Source organism: Saccharothrix sp. NBAS 001, assembly GCF_056640475.1.
Genome location: NZ_CM153251.1, coordinates 1094931 through 1120830, shown reverse-complemented (window position 1 = coordinate 1120830; position 25900 = coordinate 1094931). Strand labels below are relative to the sequence as shown.

General features: G+C 71.9%; 26 protein-coding genes. 5 read left to right on the top strand and 21 right to left on the bottom strand.

The window, feature by feature from the left end; all coding sequences use genetic code 11:
• Window positions 1-258 precede the first annotated feature (258 nt).
• Window positions 259-1851 carry a tryptophan halogenase family protein gene (locus AC0HI0_RS05070; RefSeq protein WP_480931067.1) on the top strand — a complete coding sequence of 531 codons (1593 nt, stop codon included), beginning with the start codon at window positions 259-261 and terminating at the stop codon, window positions 1849-1851.
• A 149-nt stretch (window positions 1852-2000) separates the two neighbouring features.
• Window positions 2001-2516: a MarR family winged helix-turn-helix transcriptional regulator gene (locus tag AC0HI0_RS05065; protein ID WP_480931066.1), complete on the top strand. Its 516-nt coding sequence runs from the start codon at window positions 2001-2003 to the stop codon at window positions 2514-2516.
• A 58-nt stretch (window positions 2517-2574) separates the two neighbouring features.
• Here the strand turns inward: AC0HI0_RS05065 and AC0HI0_RS05060 are convergent, their stop codons facing one another.
• On the bottom strand, window positions 2575-3693 hold the full coding sequence (locus tag AC0HI0_RS05060) for an IS630 family transposase (RefSeq protein WP_480934257.1): 1119 nt from the start codon (window positions 3691-3693) through the stop codon (window positions 2575-2577).
• 331 nt (window positions 3694-4024) lie between these two features.
• Here AC0HI0_RS05060 and AC0HI0_RS05055 point away from each other — a divergent pair, with 331 nt between their 5' ends.
• Window positions 4025-5113 (top strand): MBL fold metallo-hydrolase, encoded by a 1089-nt coding sequence (locus AC0HI0_RS05055; protein ID WP_480931065.1) that lies wholly within the window; start codon window positions 4025-4027, stop codon window positions 5111-5113.
• 75 nt (window positions 5114-5188) lie between these two features.
• Here the strand turns inward: AC0HI0_RS05055 and AC0HI0_RS05050 are convergent, their stop codons facing one another.
• From AC0HI0_RS05050 to AC0HI0_RS05015, 8 genes are all read right to left on the bottom strand, one after another.
• The gene (locus AC0HI0_RS05050) at window positions 5189-6370 is read right to left on the bottom strand and encodes an acyl-CoA dehydrogenase family protein (protein WP_480931064.1); all 1182 of its coding nucleotides are present in this window, start codon (window positions 6368-6370) and stop codon (window positions 5189-5191) included.
• Entirely contained in the window at window positions 6367-7050 is a 684-nt protein-coding gene (locus AC0HI0_RS05045; protein WP_480931063.1) for a DUF2786 domain-containing protein, read from the bottom strand. Before AC0HI0_RS05045 ends, AC0HI0_RS05050 begins: the two co-directional genes overlap by 4 nt.
• Window positions 7047-7874, bottom strand: a complete 828-nt coding sequence (locus tag AC0HI0_RS05040) for a beta-ketoacyl-[acyl-carrier-protein] synthase family protein (protein WP_480931062.1) — start codon at window positions 7872-7874, stop codon at window positions 7047-7049. The genes AC0HI0_RS05045 and AC0HI0_RS05040 overlap by 4 nt, the downstream gene beginning before the upstream one ends.
• Before the next feature lie 3 nt (window positions 7875-7877).
• The gene (locus tag AC0HI0_RS05035; RefSeq protein WP_480931061.1) at window positions 7878-8150 is read right to left on the bottom strand and encodes an acyl carrier protein; all 273 of its coding nucleotides are present in this window, start codon (window positions 8148-8150) and stop codon (window positions 7878-7880) included.
• Complete coding sequence (locus AC0HI0_RS05030) at window positions 8147-9448, bottom strand: type III PLP-dependent enzyme (RefSeq protein WP_480931060.1); 1302 nt, start codon at window positions 9446-9448, stop codon at window positions 8147-8149. The genes AC0HI0_RS05035 and AC0HI0_RS05030 overlap by 4 nt, the downstream gene beginning before the upstream one ends.
• The gene (locus AC0HI0_RS05025; RefSeq protein ID WP_480931059.1) at window positions 9445-10797 is read right to left on the bottom strand and encodes a preATP grasp domain-containing protein; all 1353 of its coding nucleotides are present in this window, start codon (window positions 10795-10797) and stop codon (window positions 9445-9447) included. Before AC0HI0_RS05025 ends, AC0HI0_RS05030 begins: the two co-directional genes overlap by 4 nt.
• A gap of 1 nt (window position 10798) precedes the next feature.
• Window positions 10799-11725 carry a 3-oxoacyl-[acyl-carrier-protein] synthase III C-terminal domain-containing protein gene (locus AC0HI0_RS05020; RefSeq protein ID WP_480931058.1) on the bottom strand — a complete coding sequence of 309 codons (927 nt, stop codon included), beginning with the start codon at window positions 11723-11725 and terminating at the stop codon, window positions 10799-10801.
• Window positions 11726-11950: 225 nt separating this feature from the next.
• On the bottom strand, window positions 11951-12985 hold the full coding sequence (locus AC0HI0_RS05015) for a LysR family transcriptional regulator (protein WP_480931057.1): 1035 nt from the start codon (window positions 12983-12985) through the stop codon (window positions 11951-11953).
• Between the two features lie 391 nt (window positions 12986-13376).
• On the opposite strand from AC0HI0_RS05015, the gene AC0HI0_RS05010 reads away from it, so the two are divergent.
• Both AC0HI0_RS05010 and AC0HI0_RS05005 read left to right on the top strand, forming a co-directional pair.
• Window positions 13377-14162 carry an ABC transporter ATP-binding protein gene (locus AC0HI0_RS05010; RefSeq protein ID WP_480931056.1) on the top strand — a complete coding sequence of 262 codons (786 nt, stop codon included), beginning with the start codon at window positions 13377-13379 and terminating at the stop codon, window positions 14160-14162.
• Window positions 14162-16597, top strand: coding sequence for an FtsX-like permease family protein (locus AC0HI0_RS05005; protein WP_480931055.1), 2436 nt, complete (start codon window positions 14162-14164; stop codon window positions 16595-16597). Before AC0HI0_RS05010 ends, AC0HI0_RS05005 begins: the two co-directional genes overlap by 1 nt.
• On the opposite strand, the gene AC0HI0_RS05000 is transcribed toward AC0HI0_RS05005, so the two are convergent.
• The 12 genes from AC0HI0_RS05000 to AC0HI0_RS04945 all read right to left on the bottom strand — a co-directional run bounded on the left by AC0HI0_RS05000 (window position 16590) and on the right by AC0HI0_RS04945 (window position 25681).
• Window positions 16590-17573: a Gfo/Idh/MocA family protein gene (locus AC0HI0_RS05000; protein ID WP_480931054.1), complete on the bottom strand. Its 984-nt coding sequence runs from the start codon at window positions 17571-17573 to the stop codon at window positions 16590-16592. The two genes, AC0HI0_RS05005 and AC0HI0_RS05000, sit on opposite strands and share 8 nt — an antisense overlap.
• A gap of 86 nt (window positions 17574-17659) precedes the next feature.
• Window positions 17660-18349 (bottom strand): DsbA family protein, encoded by a 690-nt coding sequence (locus AC0HI0_RS04995; protein ID WP_480931053.1) that lies wholly within the window; start codon window positions 18347-18349, stop codon window positions 17660-17662.
• A gap of 1 nt (window position 18350) precedes the next feature.
• A complete protein-coding gene (fabG, locus tag AC0HI0_RS04990; protein WP_480931052.1) occupies window positions 18351-19085 on the bottom strand; it encodes a 3-oxoacyl-[acyl-carrier-protein] reductase in 735 nt (244 codons plus the stop codon).
• A complete protein-coding gene (locus tag AC0HI0_RS04985) occupies window positions 19082-19546 on the bottom strand; it encodes a 3-hydroxyacyl-ACP dehydratase FabZ family protein (RefSeq protein WP_480931051.1) in 465 nt (154 codons plus the stop codon). The genes fabG and AC0HI0_RS04985 overlap by 4 nt, the downstream gene beginning before the upstream one ends.
• Window positions 19543-19881, bottom strand: coding sequence for an ApeI family dehydratase (locus AC0HI0_RS04980; protein WP_480931050.1), 339 nt, complete (start codon window positions 19879-19881; stop codon window positions 19543-19545). The genes AC0HI0_RS04985 and AC0HI0_RS04980 overlap by 4 nt, the downstream gene beginning before the upstream one ends.
• Window positions 19878-20939 (bottom strand): beta-ketoacyl synthase N-terminal-like domain-containing protein, encoded by a 1062-nt coding sequence (locus AC0HI0_RS04975; RefSeq protein ID WP_480931049.1) that lies wholly within the window; start codon window positions 20937-20939, stop codon window positions 19878-19880. The genes AC0HI0_RS04980 and AC0HI0_RS04975 overlap by 4 nt, the downstream gene beginning before the upstream one ends.
• Complete coding sequence (locus AC0HI0_RS04970; protein WP_480931048.1) at window positions 20936-21877, bottom strand: thioesterase family protein; 942 nt, start codon at window positions 21875-21877, stop codon at window positions 20936-20938. The genes AC0HI0_RS04975 and AC0HI0_RS04970 overlap by 4 nt, the downstream gene beginning before the upstream one ends.
• Window positions 21874-22596, bottom strand: coding sequence for an alpha/beta fold hydrolase (locus AC0HI0_RS04965; RefSeq protein ID WP_480931047.1), 723 nt, complete (start codon window positions 22594-22596; stop codon window positions 21874-21876). Before AC0HI0_RS04965 ends, AC0HI0_RS04970 begins: the two co-directional genes overlap by 4 nt.
• Window positions 22596-23828: a beta-ketoacyl-[acyl-carrier-protein] synthase family protein gene (locus AC0HI0_RS04960; protein WP_480931046.1), complete on the bottom strand. Its 1233-nt coding sequence runs from the start codon at window positions 23826-23828 to the stop codon at window positions 22596-22598. Before AC0HI0_RS04960 ends, AC0HI0_RS04965 begins: the two co-directional genes overlap by 1 nt.
• 25 nt (window positions 23829-23853) lie before the next feature.
• Window positions 23854-24117: an acyl carrier protein gene (locus AC0HI0_RS04955; RefSeq protein ID WP_480931045.1), complete on the bottom strand. Its 264-nt coding sequence runs from the start codon at window positions 24115-24117 to the stop codon at window positions 23854-23856.
• Window positions 24118-24195: 78 nt separating this feature from the next.
• Window positions 24196-24960 carry an AfsR/SARP family transcriptional regulator gene (locus AC0HI0_RS04950; protein ID WP_480931044.1) on the bottom strand — a complete coding sequence of 255 codons (765 nt, stop codon included), beginning with the start codon at window positions 24958-24960 and terminating at the stop codon, window positions 24196-24198.
• A gap of 13 nt (window positions 24961-24973) precedes the next feature.
• Window positions 24974-25681 (bottom strand): AfsR/SARP family transcriptional regulator, encoded by a 708-nt coding sequence (locus AC0HI0_RS04945; RefSeq protein ID WP_480931043.1) that lies wholly within the window; start codon window positions 25679-25681, stop codon window positions 24974-24976.
• Between the last annotated feature and the right edge of the window lie 219 nt (window positions 25682-25900).

Sequence of the window (25900 nt, the reverse complement as noted above, 5' to 3'; positions counted from 1 at the left end):
CTGACCAGCTATTATGGGCGAGCGGTGACCGCACCGGCGGGCCAGTAGAGAAAATATATAGAAACTCCGGCCGACCACCCCGTCGAAACCGTGGCGAAACATTGACAGCCTCAACGGGCCGTGTCTAGGGTTCCGTTCCAGCCGATTCGAGCGAATTTATCCGGGCAGCTGCCCTCGAACACTGGCGACACTCGCGCGGTGAGCGGCGAACGTCGTTCCGCGGCCTTTGTCGTGATCATGACGGGAGGACATTTCCACATGGAAGATCGCAGGATCAAGAAGGTCGTCGTGCTGGGTGGCGGCACCGCGGGCTGGATGGCCGCGGCGTACCTGGGCAAGGCGCTGGGTCCGGCCGTGAGCCTCACCGTGCTGGAGGCGCCGGCGATCCCGAAGATCGGTGTCGGCGAGGCCACGGTGCCCAACCTGCACAAGACGTTCTTCGACTTCCTCGGCATCGCCGAGGAGGAGTGGATGCGGGAGTGCAACGCCAGCTTCAAGATGGGCATCAAGTTCACCAACTGGCGCACGCCCGGCCGCGGCCAGGCGACCGCGCGACCGCACGGTGACTCGGTCGACCACTACTACCACCTGTTCGGCCTGCTGCCGAACCACGAGAACCAGCCGCTGTCGCACTACTGGACGCACAAGAAGCTCAGCGGCCAGACCGACGAGCCGTTCGACTACGCCTGCTACCGCGAACCCCCGATCATGGACCAGAAGCTGTCCCCCCGGTTCATGGACGGCACGAAGTGGACCAACTACGCGTGGCACTTCGACGCGAACCTGGTCGCCGACTTCCTGCGGCGCTTCGCGACCACGAAGCAGGGCGCGGTGCACATCGAGGACAAGATGACCGAGGCGGTCATCGACCAGCGCGGCCACGTGTCCGCGCTGAAGACCGAGCAGGGCCGCACCATCGAGGGCGACCTGTTCATCGACTGCTCCGGGTTCCGCGGCCTGCTGATCAACCAGGCCATGAAGGAGCCGTTCCTGGACATGAGCGACCACCTGCTCAACGACAGCGCGGTCGCCACCCAGATCCCGCACGACGACGAGGCCGAGGGCGTCGAGCCCTACACCGGCTCGATCGCCATGTCGTCCGGCTGGTCCTGGAAGATCCCGATGCTCGGCCGGTTCGGCACCGGCTACGTGTTCTCGTCGCGGTTCCAGACCCGGGACGACGCCACGCTGGAGTTCTGCAACATGTGGGGCGTGGACCCCGAGACCCAGCCGCTCAACCAGATCAAGTTCCGGGTCGGCCGCAACCGGCGGGCGTGGGTCAAGAACGTGGTGTCCATCGGCCTGGCGTCCTGCTTCCTGGAGCCGCTGGAGTCGACCGGCATCTACTTCGTCTACGCGGCGCTCTACCAGCTGGCGAAGCACTTCCCGGACAAGAACTTCGACTCGATCCTCCAGGAGCGCTTCAACGCGGAGATCGAGACGATGTTCGACGACTCCCGGGACTTCGTGCAGGGCCACTTCAGCTTCGCGCCGCGCAACGACACCGCGTTCTGGCAGGCGTGCAAGGAGCTGAAGCTGGCGGACGACTTCGAGGAGAAGGTCCGCATGTACAAGGCGGGCCTGGCGGTGAACATGCCGATCACCGACGAGTCGACCTACTACTCCAGCTTCGACGCGGAGTTCCGCAACTTCTGGAACAACTCGAACTACTACTGCATCTTCGCCGGTCTGGACTACCTGCCCGACCACACCCTGCCGGCCCTCGCGGCGCGGCCGGAGGTCCTGGACTCGGCCGAGGTCGTGTTCGCGGAGATCAAGCGCAAGCAGAAGGAACTGATGGCGTCGCTGCCCTCGACGTACGAGTACCTGAAGCAGCTGCACGGCAAGTGATCCGCACCCGCTAGTCGCACCCCCTCCCGAAGGCCCCGCCGGGTTCCCCCGTCCGGCGGGGCCTTCGGCGTGCGCGCTCCAGGTCACGGCGCGTTCCCGACCCGAAGTCTTCCCGATTATGGAAGTACGTAATAGAGTATGGCCTCACTATGAACGACGTAGACGACCAGGGCAGGCTCTACACGCCCGCCATCCGCAGTGCCATGACCCACTTCACCCAGGGCGGCGACACCCTCCCCTTCGAGTCCGCCGCCGCCATCCGCACCGCCGCCAACGCCGTCGAACGACTCCGCGCCCGAGGCTCCGACAGCCGGGGCGGCCTCAGCTCCGGGGCGCTCGACCTGCTCATCCGGCTCAGCGTGGCCGGTGCCGAGGGCATCGCGATCGGCGACCTCGCCGCGTCCGCCGGGGTCAGCCCGCGCAACGCCACCGGGCTGCTGGACACCCTCGAACGCGACGGGCTGGCCACCCGGCAGCCGCACGAGAGCGACCGCCGGTCGGTCCGCGCGCGGATCACACCGACCGGCGAGCAGTGGGTGGAGGCGTTCCGCCGCCCCTCCGAGATGGCGATGGGCGCGCTGTTCCGGGGCTTCGACGCCGACGAACTCGCCCTCCTGCGACACCTCTGCCTGAAACTCGTCGCCAACACCGAGCACCTGGGCTGAGCGAGGGGGCCGGTGGTCGTCGACCTAGTGCGTTGACCACATAGGTTGGCCGGGTTGGTCAGGCCGCTCGGGGTTGTGGTCGGCCCCAGCGTTGGTGGCGTTCGCTGCGGATGCGTGCTCGTTCGCGGCGTTGGGCGTCGAGGATGTCGGGGTGGCGTGCGTTGGCGTTGCGCCAGCGCAGGTGTTCCTGGAGCCGTCTGGCCAGGACGGTGTGGTTGGGGTGGTCGGAGTTGGCGATGACGAAGGTGCGCAGTGGTCCGAACTGCGGCTCGATCGGGTTGGCCCAGGAGGCGTAGGTCGGGGTCAGGCATATCTCGACGTTGTTGTCGGCGGCCCACGTGAGGATCTTGGGGGTCTTGTTGGCCGACAGGTTGTCCATGATCACGTAGATCGGTGCGCCGTCGGGTCTGGCCGTCCTGATCGATTTGAGGGCGGCCAGGCTGTGGTCGCCGCCCTTGCGGCGGCGGGTGACACCCCAGAGCGTGTCGTCGCCGACGGAGTAGCAGCCGTGGAAACAGCGGATGCCGTGGGTGCGCCGGTAGGTCGCCGGCAGCCGGGAGGGTCGGGAACGGGGTGCCCAGCCGGAGCCGTGGTGCGGTCGGATCGACAGCGGCCCGAACTGGTCGAAGGCGAAACACCGCTGCGGGAACCGGGTGAGGACCTCGTCGATGCGGTCGAGCTTGGCGTCGAAGTCCGGGTCGTTGGAGGTCTTCCAGGTCCGGGTGCGCTGGAAGCTGATCCCATGTCGGTGCAGGATCTGCCGGAGCCGTTCCCGGCCGATGCGGACCCGGCGGTGCGGGTTGCGGTGCAGGTGGGCGGCGAGTTTGCGCAGGCTCCACCGGGTGAAGGGCAGGCCCGCCCTCGCGGGGCGGGCCTTGGCCGTCGCCACGACGAACGCTTCGTCGTCGGGGCCGATCAGGCGGGGACGGCCTCCCGCCCACCTAGGGTCCAGCGCCGCCAGGCCGCGGGCGTTGAAGTCGTGGATCACGTCCCGCACGGTGTCGGCGTCCGCCGCGACCAGTCGCGCGATCGACGGGGCCGGGGTTCCGGACGACGAGGCCAGGATGATCATCGCCCGGCGCATCCGGATCGTGCCCTGTCTGCCCCGACGCACGTAGTTCAGCAGACGACGGCCCTCGTCCTCGGTTAATCGACGTGCTCTGACCGGCTCGGCCATCGACCCGTCCTCATGCTCGGCGGCGACTACGACACCACCGAGCATGGGATCACCACGAACCGGCGTCGGGGATCTTGTCCGGCGTGTCCCCAACCCGGTGAACGTATGTGGTCAACGCACTAGGCGACGACCACCGATGCGAGCGCGTCGGGGTGCGCGCCATGCTCGACCTCGTTCGCACCGCGCATCGCAGCCGCCGACCCGCCGCGACCGGGACGGGAGTCGGGCGGCCGATCCACCGTGATGTGCGCGGACGGCATCCACCGGACGTCACACCGACGCGGAGAGGAACCTCCCCATGCACAGGGAACGCGATCGCTCATCAGGGCCGGTGAACCGGCGGACGATCCTGCGCTCGACCGCCCTCGCGGCCGGGCTCACCGCCCTCGGCGCACCGGGCGGTGCCGGGGCGTCGGGTGCGCCGCCGGCCACCGACGGCGCGGAACTCGTCCTGCTCGGGACCGCGGCGGGCCCGTCCCCCGGCGTCGAGCGGTTCGGCATCGCCAGTGCGCTCGTCGTCCGGGGCAACGTCTACCTGGTCGACTGCGGTCTCGGCGCGGTGTCGCAGTACGTGCGCTCCGGCTTGGCCCCGGAACGGCTCAAGGGCATCTTCATCACCCACCTGCACGCCGATCACATCGCCGACTACTTCACCTTCGCCACGTTCCTGGCTCCCCTGGTCAGGTCCAGGACCGGCCGGGTGCCGCAGATCGACGTCCACGGGCCGCCCGGCGCCGGCGCGCTGCCCGCCGTGCCCGGCGCGGAGTGGGTCGCGCCGCACCGCCCCACGCCGGGGCTCGCCGATCTGACGCGGCTGTCGAACGAGGCGTTCGCACACTCCGCCAACACGTTCATCGCCGAGGGGATCGGGTTCGACCCCGCCCGGGTGCTGCGCGTGCACGAGGTCGGGCTGCCCGACGTCGGCGCGTCGCCGATCGGCGACACCGCCCCGGTCATGAAGCCCTTCCCGGTGATGCGGAACGACGACGTCGAGGTGACGGCGATCCTGGTGTCGCACGGCGCGGTCTTCCCCAGCCTGGCCTACCGGTTCGAGACGGCGCACGGGAGCGTGGTCTTCTCCGGGGACACCACGTCGACGCCCAACATCCCCACGCTCGCCCGCAACGCGGACATCCTGGTGCACGAGGCGAGCGATCCGGAGTGGTGGCACGACCACGGGGCCGGGGAGGAGTTCGTCGAGCACATGCGCGCCACCCACACCGACGTGCTCGACCTCGGTGCCGTGGCACGCCGGTCGGAGGCGTCTTCCCTGGTGCTCAGCCACATCGGCGAATTCCAGTCGCACGCCCGCTGGCAGGAACGCGCCGCCGCCGGCGCGCGCAGGGGCGGGTATCGCGGCAAGGTGGTCGTGGGCAAGGACCTCATGCGCCTGCGGCTGCCCGGGACCGGTCGCCGCTGAGGACCACCGCCGGCGGACGTCCGCCGCGGTGGCCGTGCCCGCGATCCTCGGGCACGGCCACCGCGTCCCGGCGCGCTAGTTCCCGACGGTCACCCGGAACGGGTCGTCGCGGTCCAGCTTGCCGGTGAACAGGCCCTGGAACAGGTTGAGCTTCTGCATGTTCGACGTGCCCTCGATGAACTCCATGCCGCGCGCGTCGCGCACCAGCTTGTCCAACTGGGGGTGGTCGAACCGGGCACCGACGCCGAAGTAGCCGCACGCCTCGCGGGCCGCGTCCATCGCCAGTTGCGCCGCCCGCGCCTTGGCCGCCGACGCCAGGTACCCGTCACTGGTCCGGGCGTCGACCGCGCGGGCCGCCAGGTGCACCAGGGCCCGGGTCGCCTCGATGCGGCGGCCCAGCAGGTCCAGGCGGTCCTGCTCGTCGCGGCGCAGCGACGTCCGGTGCTCGACCACGTACTCGTGCGCCGCGCGGGCGATGCCCAACGCGATCGCCGCGACGCCGGGCCGCAGCAGGTTGAACGTCTGCACGAACGCCCACATGCCCCGCCGCGACGGGGACAGGTGGCGGCCGACGAAGCGCTCCGCCGGCACGTGCACGCCGTCCAGGGTGATCGCGCTGATCCGCGCCCCGCGCAACCCGAGGGTGTCCAGGGCCTCGGCCTTGAAGCCCTCCGCGGGCGTCTCCACCAGGACCGCGTTGATGCCCAGCGGACCGGAGCCGACCCGGGCGAACACCACGCCGAGCTGTGCGCGGCACGCGTTGCCCACGTACCGCTTCTCGCCGGAGAGCACGCCGCCGCCCTCGACCGGGGTCAGGGTGGTGGTCAGCGCGCCCGCGTCGGAACCCCGGTCGGGCTCGGTGAGCGCGAAGAACGTCCACAGCGGGGCTTCCAGCATCCGCCCGTAGAACCACTCCTTCTGCGCCTCGTCGGCCAGCAGGTCCACCAGCACGCCCGCCAGCAGCGGGCCCGGCGAGGCGACCAGCATCCCGACGTCCGCGCAGGCCAGCTCCTCCATGATGATGGCCCGCTCCAGCGCCAGCGTGCCGTAGAAGCGGTTGCCGCCGATCGGGATCGGCATGTTGCCGTACTCCGGCGGGATGCCCATGGTCGACAGGTAGCGCACGGCGGGCAGGTCGAAGTGCCGCCGGATCAGCTCCGGGTCGCGGTCCAGCGCGAGGCCGAGCCGGCGGAAGTCCCCGCCCCACTCGCGCACCTGGTCGCGCAGCGCCACCAGGCGGGCGTCCAGGGCGGTCACGACTCCGCCCGCAGGTACGCCTCCGCGACCAGCTCGGACACGTGCGCCGCCTGGCCGGGGCCGCCGGTGAGGTAGCCACTGGCACCCAGCAGGTTCACCAGCCAGCGGTCCGCCGCGGTGATCCTCGCGTGCAGGTGGGCCAGGATGACCTCGGGCAGGTCGCCCGCGTCCACGCCGGTCAGCACCGCGCGCACCTCCAGGTGCTCGATCAGCCCGTCCGCGACCGTCGACTTCACCATCTGCTGCTGGAGCAGCGTGGTGGAGCCGGTCCGCCGGCCGTTGAGGTAGCGCATGCAGGTCTCCCGCAGCGCCTCGGACAACCCCAGCCGCAGCCACACCAGGCCCAGCTGCCAGGACGCCCGCTGCTCGGCGTGCACGTCCGCGCCGCGCGAGCCGATCCCGTGCCGCAGCAGCACGACCGTGCCGCCGGGCAGGTCGATGGAGTCCACTGTGGACTCCTCGTCGGCCGAGCGGGAAGCGGTCACGCCGTCCAGCCACACCCGGTGCGCGCCCGCCGCGACCTCCTGCGGCACGACCGCGTGCCCGCCGGGCCCGCACGGCAGCAGGCCGGGCAGCACCAGCGCGCGCAGCACGGTCAGCGCCGGGGCCAGGCCCTCCTCCCGCGCCGCGCGGTGGCACCGCGCCAGTTGCTCCGCGCCCACCCGGACGAACGTGGTCACGGCGTCCCACCCACCGACGCCACGCCGAGGTCGCCGGTCACCGGGTCGTGCTCGACCAGGACCACGCGCTCCAGCGAGTCGGCCAGGCCGTCCCACAGCGCCGTGCACGGGTAGCCGGCCCGCGCGGACCGCACCACCCCGACGCCGCCGGGCAGCACGTCCGGGTCGACGCCCGCGCCGAGCACGACAGGAGGCCGGGCGCCGTCCGGGACGATCTCGGCGAGCACCGACGCCAGCACCGCGGGCAGGTCGCGTTCGGCCACGCCCGCCTTGTGCACCAGGGCGAGCGGGGTGGCGTCGGCTTCCAGCAGCAGCGCCACGCCGGCGTCGCCGGCCGGGCGGTGCGCGACGTCGTAGGGCAGCGTGGCCTGGTCGGCGATCACCACCAGTGCCCGCCGGTAGCCGTGCCGCGCGGCGTAGTCGCGGGCCAGCCGGATCGCGGTGAACGGCGCGCACACGCCGACGTCGGACACCGAGAAGGACAGCGGACCGTTGGGCAGCGCCTCGGACAGGTAGGTCGCGGCGGCCAGCCGGCAGTCCAGGTCCGGGGTGGCGTGCGCGATGATCGCCACGTCCACCGGCCCGGCCAGCGGTTCCAGCTGCTCGTGCAGCGCGCGGGTGAGCGCGGTGAACGTGGTGCCGGAGGTGAGCAGGTCCGGCCGCAGCGCCGCGTCGTGGCCCGAGGTCAGGTCGGTGAAGTGGCGCAGGGAGAACTCGTCGTCCAGTCGCCCGTCCGGCACGCCGACCGCGCGCACCACCCCGGCCAGGCCGAGGGTGGTGGCGGGCGCGCCCGAGCGGGAGACCGGTGCGGTGGTCCGGTACATGGCCTAGCGGTCCATCTCCGCCGCGACGAAGTCGGCCAGCGAGCGGACCGTCTCGAAGTGCGCCATCTCCAGGTTGTCCGTGTCGAACTCGACCTCCAGCGCCTCCTCCAGCTGCATCAGCAGCTCGAACACGCCGGTCGAGTCCAGCCCCAGCTCGTCGAACAGCCGCGACTGCTCGCTCAGCTCGGGCAGCTCGTAGTCCAGCACCTGGGCCAGGACGGTGGTGATGGCGTCGACGATCCGCTCGCGGGAGGCGACGGCAGTGGATTCGCTCATGATGCGCTTCCTTCGGTGATGACGGTGGCGGCGGCTGGTTCGGGGAGGTGCTGGTGGCGCAACAGGTCCTCGGTCTCGTCGCGCGAGCGCACCAGGTGCGCCCGGCCGCCGTGGACGAGAACCTCCGCCGGGTAGCCGTGGCTGAGGAACAGCACCGGGGACGCGGTCGGCCCGTAGGCACCGGACCGCTCGACGCCGACCAGGTCGCCGGGCTGCACGGGCGGGAGCTGGACCTTCTTGCCCAGCGTGTCGTTGGGCGTGCACAGCGGGCCGGTGACGTGCCAGCTCTCCGAGGCGGGCTCGTCGAGCCGGTTGAGCACGCGCATCGGGAAGTTCCGCTTCACGAACGACCCGATGCCCACGGCCGCCATGTGGTGGTTGGTGCCGCCGTCCGCGACGGCGAACCGCTCCCCCATGGACTCCTTGACGTACCGGACCCGCACGACGTACGTGCCGCAGGTCGCGGTCAGGTAGCGGCCGAGTTCCATCACCAGCCGGGTGCCGGGGTGCCGGTCGGCGAACTCGGCCAGGATCGGGTTGACCCGCGCGGCCAGCAGTTCCAGGTCGAGGTCGCGCTCGCCGTCGAAGTACGCGACGCCCAGGCCGCCGCCGATGTCCACCAGCTCCAGCGGGATGCCCAGGTGCGCGGCCAGCCGGTCGGCCAGCTCGAAGATCCGCTCGGTGTTCTCGGCGATCGCCTCCTCGGACAGGATCCGGGTGCCCATGTACACCTGCACGCCGAGGAACCGGACGTTCGGGTGCCGCGCCACCAGGCCCTCGGTGGTGAACAGCTCCTGCTCGTCGATGCCGAACTGGCGGGGCTTGCCGCCCATGGTGAGGCCGGAGCCCTTGACCGAGAAGCTCGGGTTGACCCGCAGCGCGACCGACGCGCGCTCGCCCCGTTCGGCGGCGAGCCGGTCGATGATCTCCAGCTCGCCCAGCGATTCGCAGACGATGGCGTAGATGCCGTGCTCCAGGCAGGCGCGCAGCTCCGGCTCGCTCTTGCCCGGCCCCAGGAAGATGATGTCGGCCGGTTCCACGCCCGCGCGCAGCGCCGTGACCAGCTCGACCATCGACGACACCTCGGCCCGCGCGCCGCGCGAGTGCAGCACCGAGAGCACGCCGATGTTCGGGTTCGACTTCATCGAGAAGAAGAACTCCAGGCGCGGGTGCAGCCGGGCTTTCAGCTCGTCCACGCGGGACGCCAGGTCGTCGCCGTCGTACAGGTACAGCGGGGTGCCGTACCGCTCGGCGATCTCGGTGATGCCGATGCCCTGGACCTCGAACTCACGCGTCACGGCCGTGCCTCCAATCGGGCGGTGATCTCGTCGTCCACTGCCGCGATCTGCTCGTCGGACGTGCCGACCAGCAGGCCGTAGAGCCTGCCGTCGAACGTCGCTGCGGCGCGGTGGCCGGCGTTCACCGTGGCGAAGTTGTTGACCAGCAGGCCGGTGCCGCCCGCGCGGTCCAGCAGCAGGCCGTCCAGCAGCGCGCGGACCTCGGCGAAGGGCAGCCGGCCGGTGAGCCGCACCGGGTAGTGCCGGGCGAGCGCGATCTGCCCCGCGCCGACGAACCGGTCCTGCACCCGGGCCTGGTAGGTGGACATGTTGTTGCGCGCGTTGATCTCCACGACCGGGTACAGCCCGTCGTCGGGGTCGACCATCGCGTCCACGCCGACCACGCCGAAGTAGCCGTCCGCGGCGAGCTTCTTGCCCAGCCGGTGGGCGGTGTCGGTGAGTTCGGCGACCTGCGCCGGGGACAGCCGCGCGGGCATCCGGTGTCCTTTGTGGACGCCGCCCTCGGTGTGCAGCTCCTTGACGAAGTCGAACCGCACGTCGCCGTCGCGGCCCACGGTGAACTGGTAGTTGAGGTCGGCGCGCTTGGCCACCCAGTCCTCGACCACGAAGGCCACCCGGGGCTGCCCGGACTTGTCCACCGCCTTGGCGATCAGGCCGAGCAGGCGGTCCATCCGGCGGTCGCTCTCCAGCACCGCGATGCCCTTGCCGGAGACGCCGAACGCCTCCTTCACCACGACCTTGTGGCCGGCGGCGACGAGTTCGCGCGCGCCGTCGAACGCCGCGCGCAGCTCGTCCACGGTCTCGCACGCCCACCCGGCGGGCTGGCGCAGGCCGAGTTCGTCGGCGGCGCGCCTGCTGTAGACCTTGCTGTTGACCGCCTTGCAGGTGACCGAGTCCGGTGCGGCCAGCGGCATCCCGCTGGCGCGCGCGAGGGCCTCCTCGACGTCGGACACGCCGTGCGCGGTCAGCCGGACGCCCTGGGCGGCCAGCCCGCGCAGGCGCTCGACCAGCGCGGGGTCGGCGAGCGCGTCGGCGGTGACCGTGCGGGCCGGGTCGGAGTCCGCGACCACGTGCACGGTCGGCAGGTCGACGTCCAGGCCGCGCAGGTAGGCCAGGAAGTCCGGGTCGGGCGCGGACTTGAGCACCACGTGGTCCTCGCCGGAGGCGAGCAGCAGCGCGAACTCGTCCATGTGGTTCACCACGGCGGCGCCGCCGGCGGCGGACAGCCGGGGCAGGGTGTGCTCGCCGAGCGCCCAGCGCTCCTCGACCTCGAAATTGCCCAGGAAAGCCAGCGAGCCGTCGGTGATGCCGAGCAGCGCGGTCTTGAGCCTGCGGGTGAAATCGTCCATGTCAGTGCTCCAGGACCATCGCGGCGAACGTCTGGCCGAGGCCGGCGGCGGTCATCAGGTACTTGTCGCCCGGCTTGAGCAGACCCAGTTCGGTCACCGTCTGGTAGTTGATGAACGGGTCCGCGCAGAAGCAGTGGCCGGTGGCGGACAGGTTGTCCAGGAAGAACTTGTCGTTGGGCAGGCCGAGGTTCTTCGCGGCCACGGTCCACGACACGCGGTTGACGTTGTGCGGCAGCACCAGGTCGATGTCGGGAATGCCGATGCCCGCTTCCTCGGTCGCCGCGCCGACCACCTCGGCCAGCGCGTCCTGGTAGATCCTGCGGGCGTGCTTGGCGATCTCCGGGGTGAGGTCGATGACGCCGTCGGTGCGGCCGTGGATGCGGCTCGCGTAGCCGCGCACGGTGTCCCGGTCGCCGTCGGGCGCGACCAGGATCGCGGCCATGCCCTCGCCCATGATCGAGGTGTCCTGCACCCACTGGGTGAACGGGGTGAAGGTCTTGTCGCCGGCCAGGATCAGGGCCAGCGCGTCCGGGTCGCCGTCGGCGGCGAGCAGCGTGCCCGCGACGTCCATGGCCAGCAGGCCGGTGGCGCAGCCGTGGTCGGCGACGGCGAGCGTCTTGGCGTGCCGCAGGCCGAGCGTCTCGCGGACCTCGTGCACCGGGCTGACCGGGTAGGGGGCCGTGGTGCGCATCCCCTTGGCCCGGATGACGTACCGGACCCGGTCCTCCTGACCGCGCAGGCCGTCGAGCTTCTCGGCCGCGGCGACCAGCAGTTCGGCCTCGGACAGCGGCGACTTGCAGATCCGGTCCAGGCCGTAGAGCCGGGTGAACCTGCGCACCTGCTGGTCGTCGAGCCCCAGCGAGTCCTGCAGGTCCGCGACGGCCACCGTCTCCGGCAGGTGACTCGACACCGCCACCAACGCCGTCATGTGCGACCTCCTAGCTAGGGCCTTCTCCTGGTTGCGGGACAAGGTTCGCGAGGGTCGCTGACACCGGGCTGACAAGGCGCTGACCGGTGGTTTCGCTATAGAAAGAAGATAGAACCCGACCCCTCCGCGCGGGCCCGCCGGGCGGCCGCGCGGCACCGCGCGCGGGACGGGTCGGACACGATTGAGCCGCCGGCGGCGGGGCGGGCGCGTGCGGGCGGCGGCGGATCAGGTGGCGGCGCTGCGCTGGGTGGGACCGGTGGGCGGTTCGGGGCCCGAGTCACGGGGCCACCAGCGGCTGGGCCGGGGCAGGAAGTTCGCCAGTTCGGGGAAGTCGGTGGGGCGCTCGGTCATCCAGTTCCAGTAGCGCGGGATGGTCCGGGCGTAGTCGCAGTAGTACCGGCGCAGGGCGTCGATCAGCTGGCGCAGGGTGTTCGGGTGGATCGAGCCCGGCCGCCAGACCAGCAGCATCCGGCTGCGCAGCGGCTCGGTCATCGCGACCAGGCTGACGTCGGCGGTGGAGCCGGTCGGGGTGGCCAGGGCCGCCGCGCCCGCGTCGCGCACCCAGCTCATCGCCTCGGCGTGGCCGCCCGCGTAGTGCAGCACCTCGGGGGTCGGGTGGTCGAGCTTGCGGAACAGGTGCTCCTCCACCGGGTGGAACCAGTGGCCCGGCACGTGCTGCACCCAGCTCAGCGAGACCATGTGCCTTCGGCTCACCGTAGTCCGGCGGGCCAGCGCGTGGTCTCGGGGCAGCGCCAGCCAGATCGGCTCCCGGACGATGACCTCCTTGGCCAGCGACGGGTCCAGGTCGCGGACCCCGTCCACCGCCTCGGGGCTGGGCACCAGCGCGGCGGTCAGCTCGCCCCGGCTCACCGCGTCCACGCCCAGCGCCGGGTCCAGCGTGACCGTCTGCACCTCGACCGAGGGCAGCGACGACTGGAGCGCCCGGCGCAGCGTCACCGGCGTCCACTCGGCGTTGCCGATGCGCAGGATGCCCGACGACAGCGAGGACGCCTCGGCGACCACCGCGTCCGCCCTGGTGGCCAGGTCCGCGAGCATCGGGATCAACCGCTCGCCCAGCGGGGTCGGCGTGATGCCGAACGCCGAGCGCACGAACAGGTCGCCGCCCACCGCCTTCTCGATCCGCCGCAACTGGGCGGTGAGACTCGGCTGTGGCAACGACAGCTTGGCCGCGGCCTTCGAGATGCTGCCGGCCTCGGCGAGCGTCATGACCACCCGCGCGTGCCGAATCTCCAGGTGCATGGTTGTCCAACCCCTTCGCGTCGGTTCTCGGGGTTCACGCGTGGAGCGTCGTGCGACCGTTCGGACCGGTATTAACCAATCCCTCGGGCGGAGCCGGGCGGCCGTTACAACGTACCTCACCTCCCCGGACGCGCGCGGCGTTTCGGCAGTTGCCCATTCTTTGCCGGAGCATCGCCGGAAATTATGGAAACGGTGGCTAGGATGCCGCGCACCACCTACTCGACCGTCGGCGACACCGGTGGCCGGACCGTTGCGGGACAGCGACTTCCTCCGGCCGGCCGGAGGGCGGATCGGGGGGTCTGCACCAGTGCCGCGCCGCGCGCCCCGTCCGTATGGTCTGCCGCGCGCGGGTACACACCCGATTGGTCACGTGGGGAGCTAGAACGTGAAAATGTCTCCGAATCAAGACTCGGACGACGTGGTGCTCTTGCATTCGGTCCGCAAGGTTTACGGCAATGAGCGCAACGGCGTCGTCGCCCTTGACGGAGTCACCCTCGGTATCGCGCGCGGCACCTTCACCGCCGTGATGGGTCCGTCGGGGTCCGGCAAGAGCACCGCGCTGCACTGCGCGGCCGGCCTGGACCGCCCGACGTCGGGCACCGTCGTCCTCGACGGACAGGACATCACCGGCCTGAGCGAGCGCGAGCTGACCGAGCTGCGCCGCGAGCGGATCGGGTTCGTCTTCCAGTCCTTCAACCTGCTCCCCGCGCTCACCGTCGTGGAGAACATCCAGCTGCCGCTGCGCCTGGCGGGCCGGCGCGCCAAACGGGCCGAAGTGGACGACGTCATCGCCCGGGTGGGACTGTCCGACCGGAAGGGTCACCGGCCGGGCGAGCTGTCCGGCGGCCAGCAGCAGCGGGTGGCCATCGCCCGCGCGCTGATCACCCGGCCGGCGGTCGTCTTCGGCGACGAGCCGACCGGCGCGCTGGACACCCGCACCGCGCTGGAGGTCCTGGCGCTGCTGCGGCAGGCCGTGCGCGACGTGGGCCAGTCCGTGGTGATCGTGACCCACGACCCGGTCGCCGCCGCGCACGCCGACCGCGTGGTGTTCCTCGCCGACGGCCGGATCGCCGGCGAACTCACCTCGCCGACCGCGCACGCGGTCAGCGAGCGGATGACCCAGCTGGGTGCCTGGGCCGACGTGCCCGCGGCCGACCTGACAGGTGGGCTCCGCTGATGCTCGGCCTCGCACTGCGCACGCTCCGCTTCCGCGTCGGCGGGTTCGCGGCGTCCTTCATCGCCCTGTTCCTCGGCGCCGCGATCGTGATGGCCTGCGGCGGGCTCATGGAGTCCGGCATCCGCAACGCCGTCGCGCCGCAACGGCTCGCCAACGCGCCCTTACTCGTCGCCGGCGACCCGACCTACCTGGAACGGCCGCCGATCGCCGAGACGCTGGCCGCCAAGGCCGACGTGCCCGGCGTGGCCAAGGTCGTGCCGGACGTGTCGATCCCGATCGCGCTGCCCGCCGGCGACGCGACCGGCCACCTGTGGTCGGCGCTCGAACTCACGCCGTACCGGGTGGACACCGGTCGGGCGCCCCAGGCCGCCGACGAGGTCGTGCTGGACGCGAAGTCCGGCGCGGCGGTCGGCACCGGGATCAACCTCGGCATCGCCGGCAAGAACCGGCAGTACCAGGTCGTCGGGCTGCTGTCCGGACCGGTGGACGCCCCGGTCGCGTACTTCGCCGACGACGAGGGCCGCCGGCTCTACGCCAAGCCCGGCAAGGTCGACCTGTTCGGCGTGCTGCTCGAACCGGGCGCCTCGGCCGACTCGGTCCGCGAGGCGCTGGCCGGCGCGGTCGGCGGCCGCGACGTCGTGGTGCTGGCGGGCGACGAGCGCGGGCTGGCCGAGTTCCCGGACGCGCGGGGCGGCGGCGAGGGCGTGATCACGCTGGCCGCGGTGTTCGGCGGGCTGGCGATCATGGTGGCGATGTTCGTGGTGGCCGGCACGCTCGGGCTGTCCGTGCAGCAGCGGCACCGCGAGATGGCGCTGCTGCGGGCGATCGGCTCGACGCCGGGGCAGCTGCGCCGGCTGGTGCTCGGCGAGACGGCGTTCGTCGCGGTGCTCGCCACGCTGCTCGGGTGGCCGCTGAGCGGGTACCTCGGGCAGTGGCTGCTGACCCAGCTCGCCGGGGCCGGCGTCGCGCCCGCCCAGCTCGCGTTCCGGCAGGGCTGGGTGCCGATCGCGGCCGGCGCGGGCATCTCGATGCTCAGCGCGCTGGTCGCCGCGTTCGTCGCGGGCCGGGGCGCGGCGGTCACCAAGCCCACCGAGGCGCTGATGGAGGCGAGTCTGCAGAGCCGCTGGTTCTCCGTGCCGCGACTGGTCTTCGCCCTGGTGTGCCTGGGCGGCGGCGTCGCGCTGAGCGTCATCACCGCGCTGGTGATGTCCGGGCCGGTGGCCGCGTCGACGGCCGGTCCCACGGCGATGCTGTGGGCCTCGGGCGTCGCGCTGCTCTCCCCCGCCGCAGCCAAGGTGATCATCGCCGTGCTGCGGTGGCCGGTCCGGGCGCTCGCGGGCCTGGCCGGGTACCTGGCGGTGCTCAACGCGGGCGCGCGGCGGGTGCGGGTGGCGGGCGCGATCACGCCGGTCATGCTGGCCACGGGGCTGGCCACCGCGCTGATCTACCTCCAGACCACGCAGGCGGGCGGGTCCGGCGGCTTCGCCGAGAACCTGCGCGCCGACGCCGTCATCGGCAGCTCGTCGGGCGCGCTGCCCGCCGAGGTGGTCGCCGAGGCGGCCGGGCTGTCCGGGGTGCGGGCGGCGTCCGCGCTGGTCGACACCGAGGCGTACTTCGCCGACCACGGGGACGGCGACGACGAGATCACCGTCCTGGGCGTGACGCCGGGTGCGGTGGAGCAGACGCTGGCCGTCCCGCTCAGCGAGGGGTCGGTGGCCGACCTGCGGGGCGACGCGGTGGTGCTGCCGAAGAAGTGGGCCGACGAGCTGGGCACGTCGGTGGGCAACACCGTCAAGCTCAAGCTCCGCGACGGGCAGTTCGTGCAGGCCAAGGTGGTCGCGGTGCACAGCGGGTCGTTCGAGTCCGCGCTGATGCCGGTCGACCTGGTGCTCAAGCACGCCAACGGCGGGCAGATCAGCTGGGTGCTGGTCAAGGGCGGCACGGACGCGCTGACCGCGCTGACCGACAAGTACCCGAACCTGCGGGTGATGGACCCGGCCGAGACCTCCGCCGGCGGCGGTGGCGGAGGCGGCGAGCAGACCGGTGCCTGGGTCAACTACCTGCTGGTCGGGATGATCCTGGCGTACACGGTGATCTCGCTGGTCAACACGCTGGTGATCGCGACCGGCGAGCGGCGGCGGGAGTTCGCGCTGCAACGCCTGATCGGGGCCACCCACGGGCAGATCCTGCGGATGGTCGGCGTCGAGGCGGTGGTGGTGTCGCTGGGCGGCATCCTGCTCGGCGGGATCGTCTCGCTGGTGACGCTGATCCCGTTCGCGCTGGCCATGGACGGCTCGTGGTGGCCGAGCGGGCCGATCGGGATCTACCTGACGATCGTCGGCGCGGTCAGCGGGCTGACGCTGCTGTCCACCCTGCTGTCCACGGCGTACGTGCTGCGCACCCCGCCCGTCGAAGCCGCCGCGACGCTCAGCTGAGCCGCACGTCGGCGCCCGTCCCGGCCGACTCGACCAGCGCCTCCCCCACCCGGGCGGTGCGCCGCGAGTCGGCCAGGGACACCAGCGGGGCGGTCCCGGTGCGCACCGCCTCGTGGAACGCCTCCACCTGGTGCTGGTACGGGTCGGCGGCGGGCAGGGTCTCCTCGCGGGTGCCGTCGAGGGTCACCACGGTGATCACGCACTCCTCGTCGGAGTACGCCCACGCGTTGCGGACCGAGATCGAGCCGCGGGTGCCCTGGAGTTCGTAGCGGGAGCGCGGGCCGTAGTCGAAGCTGTAGTCGATCAGCGCGCAGCGGCCCGCGCCGAAGTCGAGGGTGGCCGCGCCGGTGGTGTCCACGGCCGCGCCGCCCTCGGCGTGGAAGCGGGCGCGGACGCTGCCCGGGGTCCGGTCGAACGCCCACAGCGCCACGTCGAACCCGTAGCAGCCGACGTCCCAGGTCGCGCCGCCGCCCAACGCCGGGTCGTACTGGATGCCGCCGGGGTCCATCGGGTGGGCGAAGGCGGCGCGCACCACGCGCAGCTCGCCGATCTCGCCGCCGGCGAGGAGTTCGACCACGCGGCGCTGCTGGGGGTGGAAGCGGTACATGTACGCCTCCATGACCGTCCGGTCGCCGGCGGCATCGGCGATCCGGTCGACGTCGGCGGCGGAGAGCGCCATCGGCTTCTCGCACAGCACGTGCTTGCCCGCGTCGAGCGCGCGCAGCGTCCACCGGACGTGCTCGGTGTTGGGCAGCGCGATGTAGACGGCGTCCACGTCGACGTCGGCCAACAGCGCGTCGAATCCGTCGTGGACGCGCGCGCCGAACGGCTCGGCGAACGCCGTCGACGCCTCGACCCGGCCGGGCCGCCCGGCGACCGCCGTCACGGCGTTGCCCGGCGCGCGGTGGATCGCGGGGGCCACCTGCCTGCTGATGGACGCCGTCGAACCGAGCACACCCCAGCGCAGAGCGGTCATGTCGCCTCCTCGTGATCGAGGTCAGCGTAATGAGCCGGTGCGCCACCGCGCGCCGGGACGGCACCGGTCGGGCCGTCCCGTGCCGGTCAGCCGCAGCCGCCCTCGTGCCCCGCCTCCGACGACGCGGGGTGCGCGGGCGGTTCGGGCAGCGCGCCCGCCGGGGCGAGCTTCGCGCGGACGTGCGCGACGAACTGCGGCAGCCGGTCCACGCCCCAGAAGCGGGTGAACCGGTGGACGAAGAACGGCACGCCGAACACGCCGTCGCGGCACACGTCCATCAGCAGCTCGACGCCCTGCTCCCGCAGCCCCGGGTCGTCGGACGCGGCGGCCACCTCGTCGGCGTCCAGGCCCAGCCGGGTGGCGATGTCCGCGACGGTCGCCCGGTCGCAGATGTCGCGGCCGTGCTGCCACCGCGCGGAGCACACCTCGGCGATGTACTCGCGCCCGAGCCCCGCCCGCTGCGCGACCAGGTACCCCAGGTGCGGCACCTCCCACACCGGTTCGCGGTCCACCGGCCACTTCACCGACAGCCCGCGCGCGGCGGCGAGCCGGGCCACGTCCTGGAGGATGTAGAGGTGCTTGGCGCGCGACATCGCCACGTACGGGAACTGCTCGCCGCGGTCGCGCAGCGCCTGGTCGTTGCGCTCGTCCGGCTCCCAGAACGGGGCCCAGTCGATCGCGTCGGCGACGTCGGGCGCGTCGCGCAGCAGGTCGTGGAACGCGAGCCAGGAGTACGGGCTGCGCAACGAGAAGTAGAACTTCGGGTGCTTGCTCATCTCAGATCACCAGACCGCCGTCGACGCCGAACACCTGGCCGGTGACGTAGGAGGCCCGGTCCGACACCAGGAACGCCACCAGGTCGGCGACCTCTTCCGGTTTCCCGAAGCGCCCCAACGGGATCTGCGCGGTCATCTTCGCCGCGAAGTCCTCGCCCAGCCCCGCCACCATGTCGGTCTCGATGAAGCCCGGCGCGACCGCGTTGACCCGGATGCCGTACTTGCCGACCTCCTTGGACAGCGCCTTGCTGAACCCGATGATCCCGGCCTTGGACGCGGAGTAGTTGGTCTGCGCGGCGTTGCCGTAGACCCCCGCCACCGACGACAGGGTGACCAGCGAGCCGGCCTTGCGCTTCATCATCGCGAACGCGGCGGCCTTGCACAGGTGGTACGTGCCGTCGAGGTTGACCCGCAGCACCCGCTGCCAGTCCTCCTCCTTCAGCAGCACCAACGGGTTGTCCCGGACGATGCCCGCGCACGACACGACGGCGTGCAGCGGCCCGAGTTCCTTCTCGGCGTCCTTGACGAACCGGTCGACCTCGCGCTTCTCGGCCACGTCGACCTGGGCGGCGAACACCGCGGCCCCGGCCTCGGCGGCCTCCTTGGCGACGACGTCGGCGGCGTCCTTGTTGGCCTGGTAGCAGAACGCCACGTCGTACCCGTCCTGGGCCAGCCGGGTCACCACCCGGTGCCCGATGCCCCGGGACCCACCGGTGACCAGTGCGACGCGCCTCATGCCACTCCCTCCGGGCGCAGCACCTCGACGCCGCGCCGCGCCATCGTGAACGAACCGATCTCCAGCACCGTGCGGCCCGCGACCAGGCTGTGGCCGGCCAGGATCGCGGCGTCGTCGACCTCGCGGACCAGCCGCACGTGGTGCTCGACCACGTCGCCGGGGAACACCTCGCCGTGCAGCACGACGTCGCGGATGCCGGTGATCAGCTCCACCTTGTCCGCCAGCACGTCCGGGTTCGGGTTCTCCCAGCGGGTCAGCAGCACGGCGGTCTGCGCCCAGGACTCCAGCAGCAGCCCGACCGGGTACGCCTCCTCCGCGCCGTCCGCGTAGCAGGGCTCCCGCCCGCTGACCGCCTTGAGCGCGACGATGGCGCGCCCGGGGTCCACTTCGGACACCCGGTCGACCAGCAGCACCGGGTGCCGGTGCGGGATGATCCGCCGGATCTCGGCCAGGCCGGTCACGCCACACCTCCCAGCCGGAGCTTGAACTCCGCGACCGGGCCCGCCGCCGAGGACACCTTGGCGACGCAGCGCACCTGGTCCTCCTCGTGGGTGAGCGCGGTCTCGATGGTCAGGTCGTCGCCGGGGAACACCGGGCGCACGAACTTCGCCCGGTCCAGCGCCGTCACGCGCAGCCCCGGCACCAGCTCGCGCAGCGCCGCCCGCACGTGCTCGACCACGAACAGGCCCGGCAGGATCGGGAATCCCGGGTAGTGCCCGGCGAACACGGGGTCCGCCGGGTCGACGTGCACGCCGGAGGTGGACACCGACGTGGGCACCGGGGTCGTGGTCGTCATGGCAGCTCCAACACCGTGCAGCCGACCGTGCCGTCCGATTCGACGCCGGTCACCAGGGCGTACCCGGAACGGCCGGTGGCGACCGCCGCCGCGAGCTGGAAGCTCGCCGCGGCGGCGGACGTGTCGCCGACCAGGGGCGCGCAGCGCAGCCACTCGGGCGTGCGGCCCAGGGCCTGCACCACCGCCGCTTCCCGCACGCCGTCGGAGGAGACGAACGCGATGTCGTCGGCGGCGATCCCGGCTTCGGCCAACGCCGAGCGCACGCACGTCGTCAGCGCGGCATCCGCGCCGGCCGGCTCGAAGAACCCGCGGAACCGGGTCGCGACCGGGCGGGCCACCACCGGGCGGCCCGCGGCGGTGGCCGCGTGCTCGGACTCCAGCAGGAACACCGCGCCGCCTTCGCCCAGCGGTGCCGCCGAGCCCTCGCTGCCCCGCCACTCCAGCCACGCGCGCTGCGTCGAGTACTCCTCGGCCGCGCCGACCAGCACGCGGTCGCAGTGCCCGCCGCGCAGCAGGCGGGTGGCGTAGCTGAGCGCGAGCAGGCCGGTGAGCGCACCGCCGGCGATGGTCGTGTTGGGGCCCTTGATCTTGTGCCAGATCGCGCTCTGCCCGGCGGCGCGGTTCATCACCGTGTTCGGGAACAGCGCGGGGTCGACGTGGTAGGGCTTCTCGCCGGTCAGCGCGTCCCGGGTGAAGTCCATGATCGACTGGACGCTGCCGGAGCCGGTGCCCAGCACGACGCCGACCCGGTCGGGCTGCGCGAGCAAATCGGGGCCGCACTCCTCCAGCAGCCTGCCGACCGTGCTGACGGCCAGCGCGGTCACCCGGTCCATCGAGCGGGTGCCCTTGCGCCCCAACGCCTCCTGCGCGCTGAAGTCGGGCACCAGGGCGGCCGACGGGAACGGGCCGTCGGACGGGGCGAGCGCCGAAGCGCCCGCCCGCACGCCCTCGGCGAAGGCCGCGGCGCCCACCCCGAAGGGCGAGACCGCCGACCACGCCGAGAACACCAGGGTGTCCACGGTGGACTCGACCGGGGTGGAGCCGACGGCGGTGGTCACGACACGCCCCGGCCGGACAGCGACCCCGCCTTGCCGGTGATCGCGCCGATGAGCCGGTCGTCGAAGTTCACCAGGCTCCAGTCCTTGCGGTTCTCGATGACCGCCCAGCCGTGGGTGATCTTGCCGGTGGCGGTCTGCACCAGCTTGCCGTCGCGCAGCACGTAGCAGTCCATCCGCGCGGTGAAGGTGAACTTCTTGAAGACCTCCTCCACGGTGAACACCGTGTAGAGCGTCTCCTCCATGTTCGCCTCGTCGGTGAACGTGATCCGCGAGTGCGGCACCACCGGGATCCAGTTCTGCTCGTCGAGCAGGGTCTTGATGGACGCGCCCCGGTCCTCCACGAACAGGTCCAGGATCTCCTCCATCTGGCGGAGGTAGCCCGACATCTGCACGCGCTCGGTGAAGTGGCAGTAGAAGTACGGGATCCGCCACGCCCAGGCGAACGCGTTGCGCCCGGCGGTGAGCAGGTCCAGCGGGTCCTCGTCGCCGACCGCGATCGGCTCGTCGCCGCCGCCGATCCGCGCCACCACGTGCGGAGCGAGCGCGTCCGGGACGGGCTCGGCGTCGAAGCCGTGCGGGTCGAGCCGGAAGGCCACCGAGACCTTCGACTTGACCGCCTTGACGGTCTTGCCGTCGCGCTCGACGGTCAGCTCCACCAGCAGCTTGAGCGGGCCCTCGGCGGCCTCGGCGGCGACCCGGGACACGGTGGCCTGCGCCAGGTCGTCGATGTGGAACGCGGTGAGGATCTTGGTGTCCAGGTCCACGATGTCGGTGCACAGGCCGAAGCGCTCGTAGAGCTGCCCGGCCGGGAACCCGCTCTGCCGCAGGTGGTCCAGCACGGCCTCTTCGACCATGTAGTTGACGTGCTTGAAGCCGATCCAGGTGCAGATGTTGGAGCCCTCGTAGCGGGGGCGCAGCGAAACGGAGGTGGTCGTCACGTCAACTCCAGGCTTTCCTCGAAGAAGTCGCGGACCAGGGCCGCGAGCCGGTCGGGCTGTTCGATCATCGGGAAGTGGCCGCACCCGTCGAGCAGTTCGAACCGGGCGCGGGGCAGTGCTTTGGCCAGCGCGCGGCCGTCCTCGGGGCGCGCGGCGATGTCGTCCACGCCGCTGACCACCAGCACCGGCGCGCCGATCGCGCCGAGGTCCAGCAACGGGGTGCGCAGGTAGGTCTCGAACCACCGCGTCCAGCCGTAGGGGCCGACCTGGTCGCGCAGCGACCGGGCCAGCCACTCGCGGCGCTTCTCCGGGAAGCGGGCGGTCTCGCCGACCCGCAGCGCCTCGGTGAACGTGCGGTGGAAGTCGTTGAGGTAGTAGGAGATCGTCGGCCAGTCGAAATCGGCCGGGTCCGAGCGGTAGAACGGGCACAGCAGCACGGTCGGGCGCGGCCGGACCCGGCCCTCGGCGTACGCCTCGACCAGCAGCATGGCCGCCATCGAGTGCGCCACCACGACGTCGTGGCCGGCCCACACCGCGTCCACCACGTACCGGCCCGGGTCGGGCAGGTGCGCCCACGCCGGGTCGGCCATGCCGTGCCAGGGCAGTTCCGGCGTGGTGGTGGCGAACCGGTCGGCCACGGCGGCGGCGATCGGGTCCCAGACCGCCGCCTTGCCCGCCAGCCCGTGCAGGAACAGGGCCTGCGCCTTGCCCTCGACCATCAGATCGCGTCCCGGTACCGGCCCAGGATCAGCACCGCGTTGTTGCCCGCGAACGCCAGCGCGTTGTTCTGCACCACGTCCAGGCTCGCCTGCCGGGCCGTGTTCGGCACGCAGTCCACACCGCACTCGGGATCGGTCTCGTGGTGGTTGATCGTGGGCGGGATGAAGCCCTCCTGGATGGCCAGCGCGCACGCCGCCGACGCCAGCGCGCTCGCCGCACCCATCGAGTGGCCCAGCATGGACTTGATCGACACCACCGGCGGCGGCGCGTCGAACACCTGCCGGATCGCGCCGGACTCGGTGACGTCGTTGGCCTTCGTGCCGGTGCCGTGCGCGGAGATGAAGTCGATGTCCTCCGGCTTCACGCCGGCGTTGCGGTGCGCCAGCTCGATGCACCGGGCCAGCGAGTCGCGGTCCGGGGCCACCGGGTGGTTGGCGTCGCAGTTGAGGCCGTAGCCGAGCACCTCGGCGTAGATCCGCGCGCCGCGGGCCAGCGCCGACTCCAGCGACTCCATCACCAGGATGCCCGCGCCCTCGCCGGTCAGGATGCCCTTGCGGTCCTTCTCGAACGGCTGGCAGACCTCCGGCGCGATGGTGCCCAGCCGGTAGAAGCCGGTGAACGTCTTGCGGCACACGGCGTCCGCGCCGCCGCACAGCGCCACCTCGACCTCGCCCTCGCGGATGGCGTCGAAGCCGTAGCCGATGGCGTAGTTGCCGGCCGCGCACGCGGTCGGGATGGTGACCGCCTCGACGTCGGCCAGCTCCAGCTCGCGGACGATGCTGGAGGACAGCCGGCCCGCCGTGGACCGGCGGGCCACCACCGGGTCCAGCGACTCCGGGCCGTCGCGGAGCTGGTCGGCGATCAGGTTGTCCAGGTCGCGCGACTCGGCGTCGGTCGTGCCGACCGACACCAGCGCGCGCTTGCCGCGCAGCTCGTCCAGGCTCATCGCCGCGTCGGCGACCGCCATCCGGGCGGCGGCGGCGGAGAACTGGCTCGCCCGGCCCAGTTCGTCCGGGTCGACCCGCTCCAGCCACGCCGCCGGGTCGAAGTCGGCGACCTCGCAGCCGTTGGCGTGGCTGAAGCCCGCGGTGTCGAACGAGGTGATCGGCTTGACGCCGCTGCGGCCCTCGCGCAGGCCGGCCAGGAACTCGGTGACGCCGATGCCGATGCTGGTGACCACGCCAAGTCCCGTGACCACCACCCGGCGCGGCTGCCGCCCTCCGTCGCGCATCGTCGTCCTCCCGGCGCGCCGCGGCCTACTTGGCGGCCTGGGCTTCGGCGACGACGGCGATGACGCCTTCGAGGTTGACCATGCGGGTCAGCTCGGCCTGGTCGATCTCGACGCCGAACGTGCGCTCCAGCGCGGACAGGATCTCGATCGCGCCCAGCGAGTCGGCGTCGTGGTCCTCCTTGAACAGGCTGGTGTCGGTCATCTCCTCGGGGTCGATTTCGAGGATTTCCGACACGATTTCCTTGATCTTCGCCTTGCCGTCCGCGTCGATGCTCACCGAACTGGTCACCTTGGGCCTCCAAGCACACGGGATTCCGCTTCGTTTCCCAGCGTGCTTTCGGCGGCTATATCCGGCCTATGCGGGGACCTATACGGCGATGCGCCGGGGCCCCTGGAGCACCGGGTCGGCGGTGAGGATCGCCAGGTGCACCTCGCGCAGCAGCGAGCCGGGGTCGATGCCCAGCTCGTCGGCCAGCATCCGGCGGCCCTCCTCGTAGAGCGAGAGCGCGTCGGCCTGCCGGTCGCAGCGGTAGAACGTGGTCATGAGCTGGGCGCGGAAGCGCTCCTGGAGCGGGTGCTGGTGCACCAGCCGGGTCAGCTCGGGCAGCAGCTGGGCGTGCCGGCCCAGCGCGAGGTCGGCCTCGATCCGGCTCTCCAGGGCCGCGATCCGGGCCTCCTCCAGCCGGGGCGCCTCGGCGTCGGACAGGTGCTCGGAGACGCCGGTGAGCGCCGGACCGCGCCACAGCCGCAATGCGCCGCGCAGCAGCCGGGCGGCGTCCTCGTAGCGGTTCGCGCCGAGCGCGGCCTGGCCCTGCGCGGCCTGTTCCTCGAATTCCCTCAGGTCGAACGAGCAGGCCGCGGGCCGCAATTCGTAGCCGCGCGAGCGGCGGGTGATGCCGACTTCCCGGCGGAGCGTTTTGCGCAACCGCGAGACGTAGGTGTAGATCTGCGCGTTGTAGGTCGCGGGCGGGTGCTGCCCCCACAGGAAGTCGCTCATCTGCGCGTCGGACACCGCGCCGTTGTCGGCGAGCAGCAGCGCCGTCAGCACGGTGCGCGGCTTCGAGCCGTCCAGCGGCACCTCGGCACCGTCGTGGTGGACTTCGACCGGCCCCAGGATCCGGAACTCCAGCACTTCGTTTCCCCTCCTACAGCAAGACCTGGTCGTGGACGAGGATCGCCTGGTAGAGCCGGCGCATCGCGCGGCCGGGCTCCAGCCCCAGTTCGCTGGCCAGGCGGCGGCGGGTGTGGTGGAACACGTCCAGCGCCTCGGTCTGCCGGCCGTTGCGGTAGAGCGCGACCATGAGCTGCTCGCTGAACCGCTCGCGCTCCGGGTACTCGGCGGCGAGCTGCTTGAGCTCGGAGACCACGCCCCGGTCCTCGCCGTTGGCGAGCTTGGCGGCGATGAGGTCCTCGCGGGCGCTGAGCCGCCGCTCGTCCAGCCGGGCGGCCTCGATCCGGAACTTCAGCCCGTCGCTGACGTCGAACAGCGCCGGGCCGCGCCACAGCCGCAGCGCCCGCTCCAGCAGCTCGATCGCCTCGTCGGGGCGGGTGTGCACCCGGTCGGAGCCCCGGTCGGCGAGGTCGCGGAACAGGTGCGCGTCGACCGCGTCGGCGGGCACGTCCAACAGGTAGCCGCTGCTCACCGTGCGGACCAGCTCGTCGCCGGGCCGGTCGGTGAACTGCTCCAGGAGTTTCCGCAACCGCACCACATTGGCCTGCAACGCGTTGCGCGCGTTTCCCATCTGTTTACCGGCCCACAATTCCTCGACCAGCTGGTCGAACGGGACCGGCGTTCCCGGTGAAAGCGCCAGCAGTGCCAGGAGGGTGCGCACCTGGCGGGCCGCGACCCCCATCCGGCGATCCTCATGTGCGAGCGCGACAGCACCGAGAATCTGCACCTGCATGGTCATGACCCCCAGCCACTGGACGATGCGGAGCACGCTCCGCCGGGGGCGTTCAGCCCCGAAATCCCCCAGCTAAAGCGTTGACATGTTGCCCACCTCTGCCCGATGGGGGGAAATATCATTTGGACCACTCGGGACGTACCCGCGCGGTATGCGGCCGAACGGCGC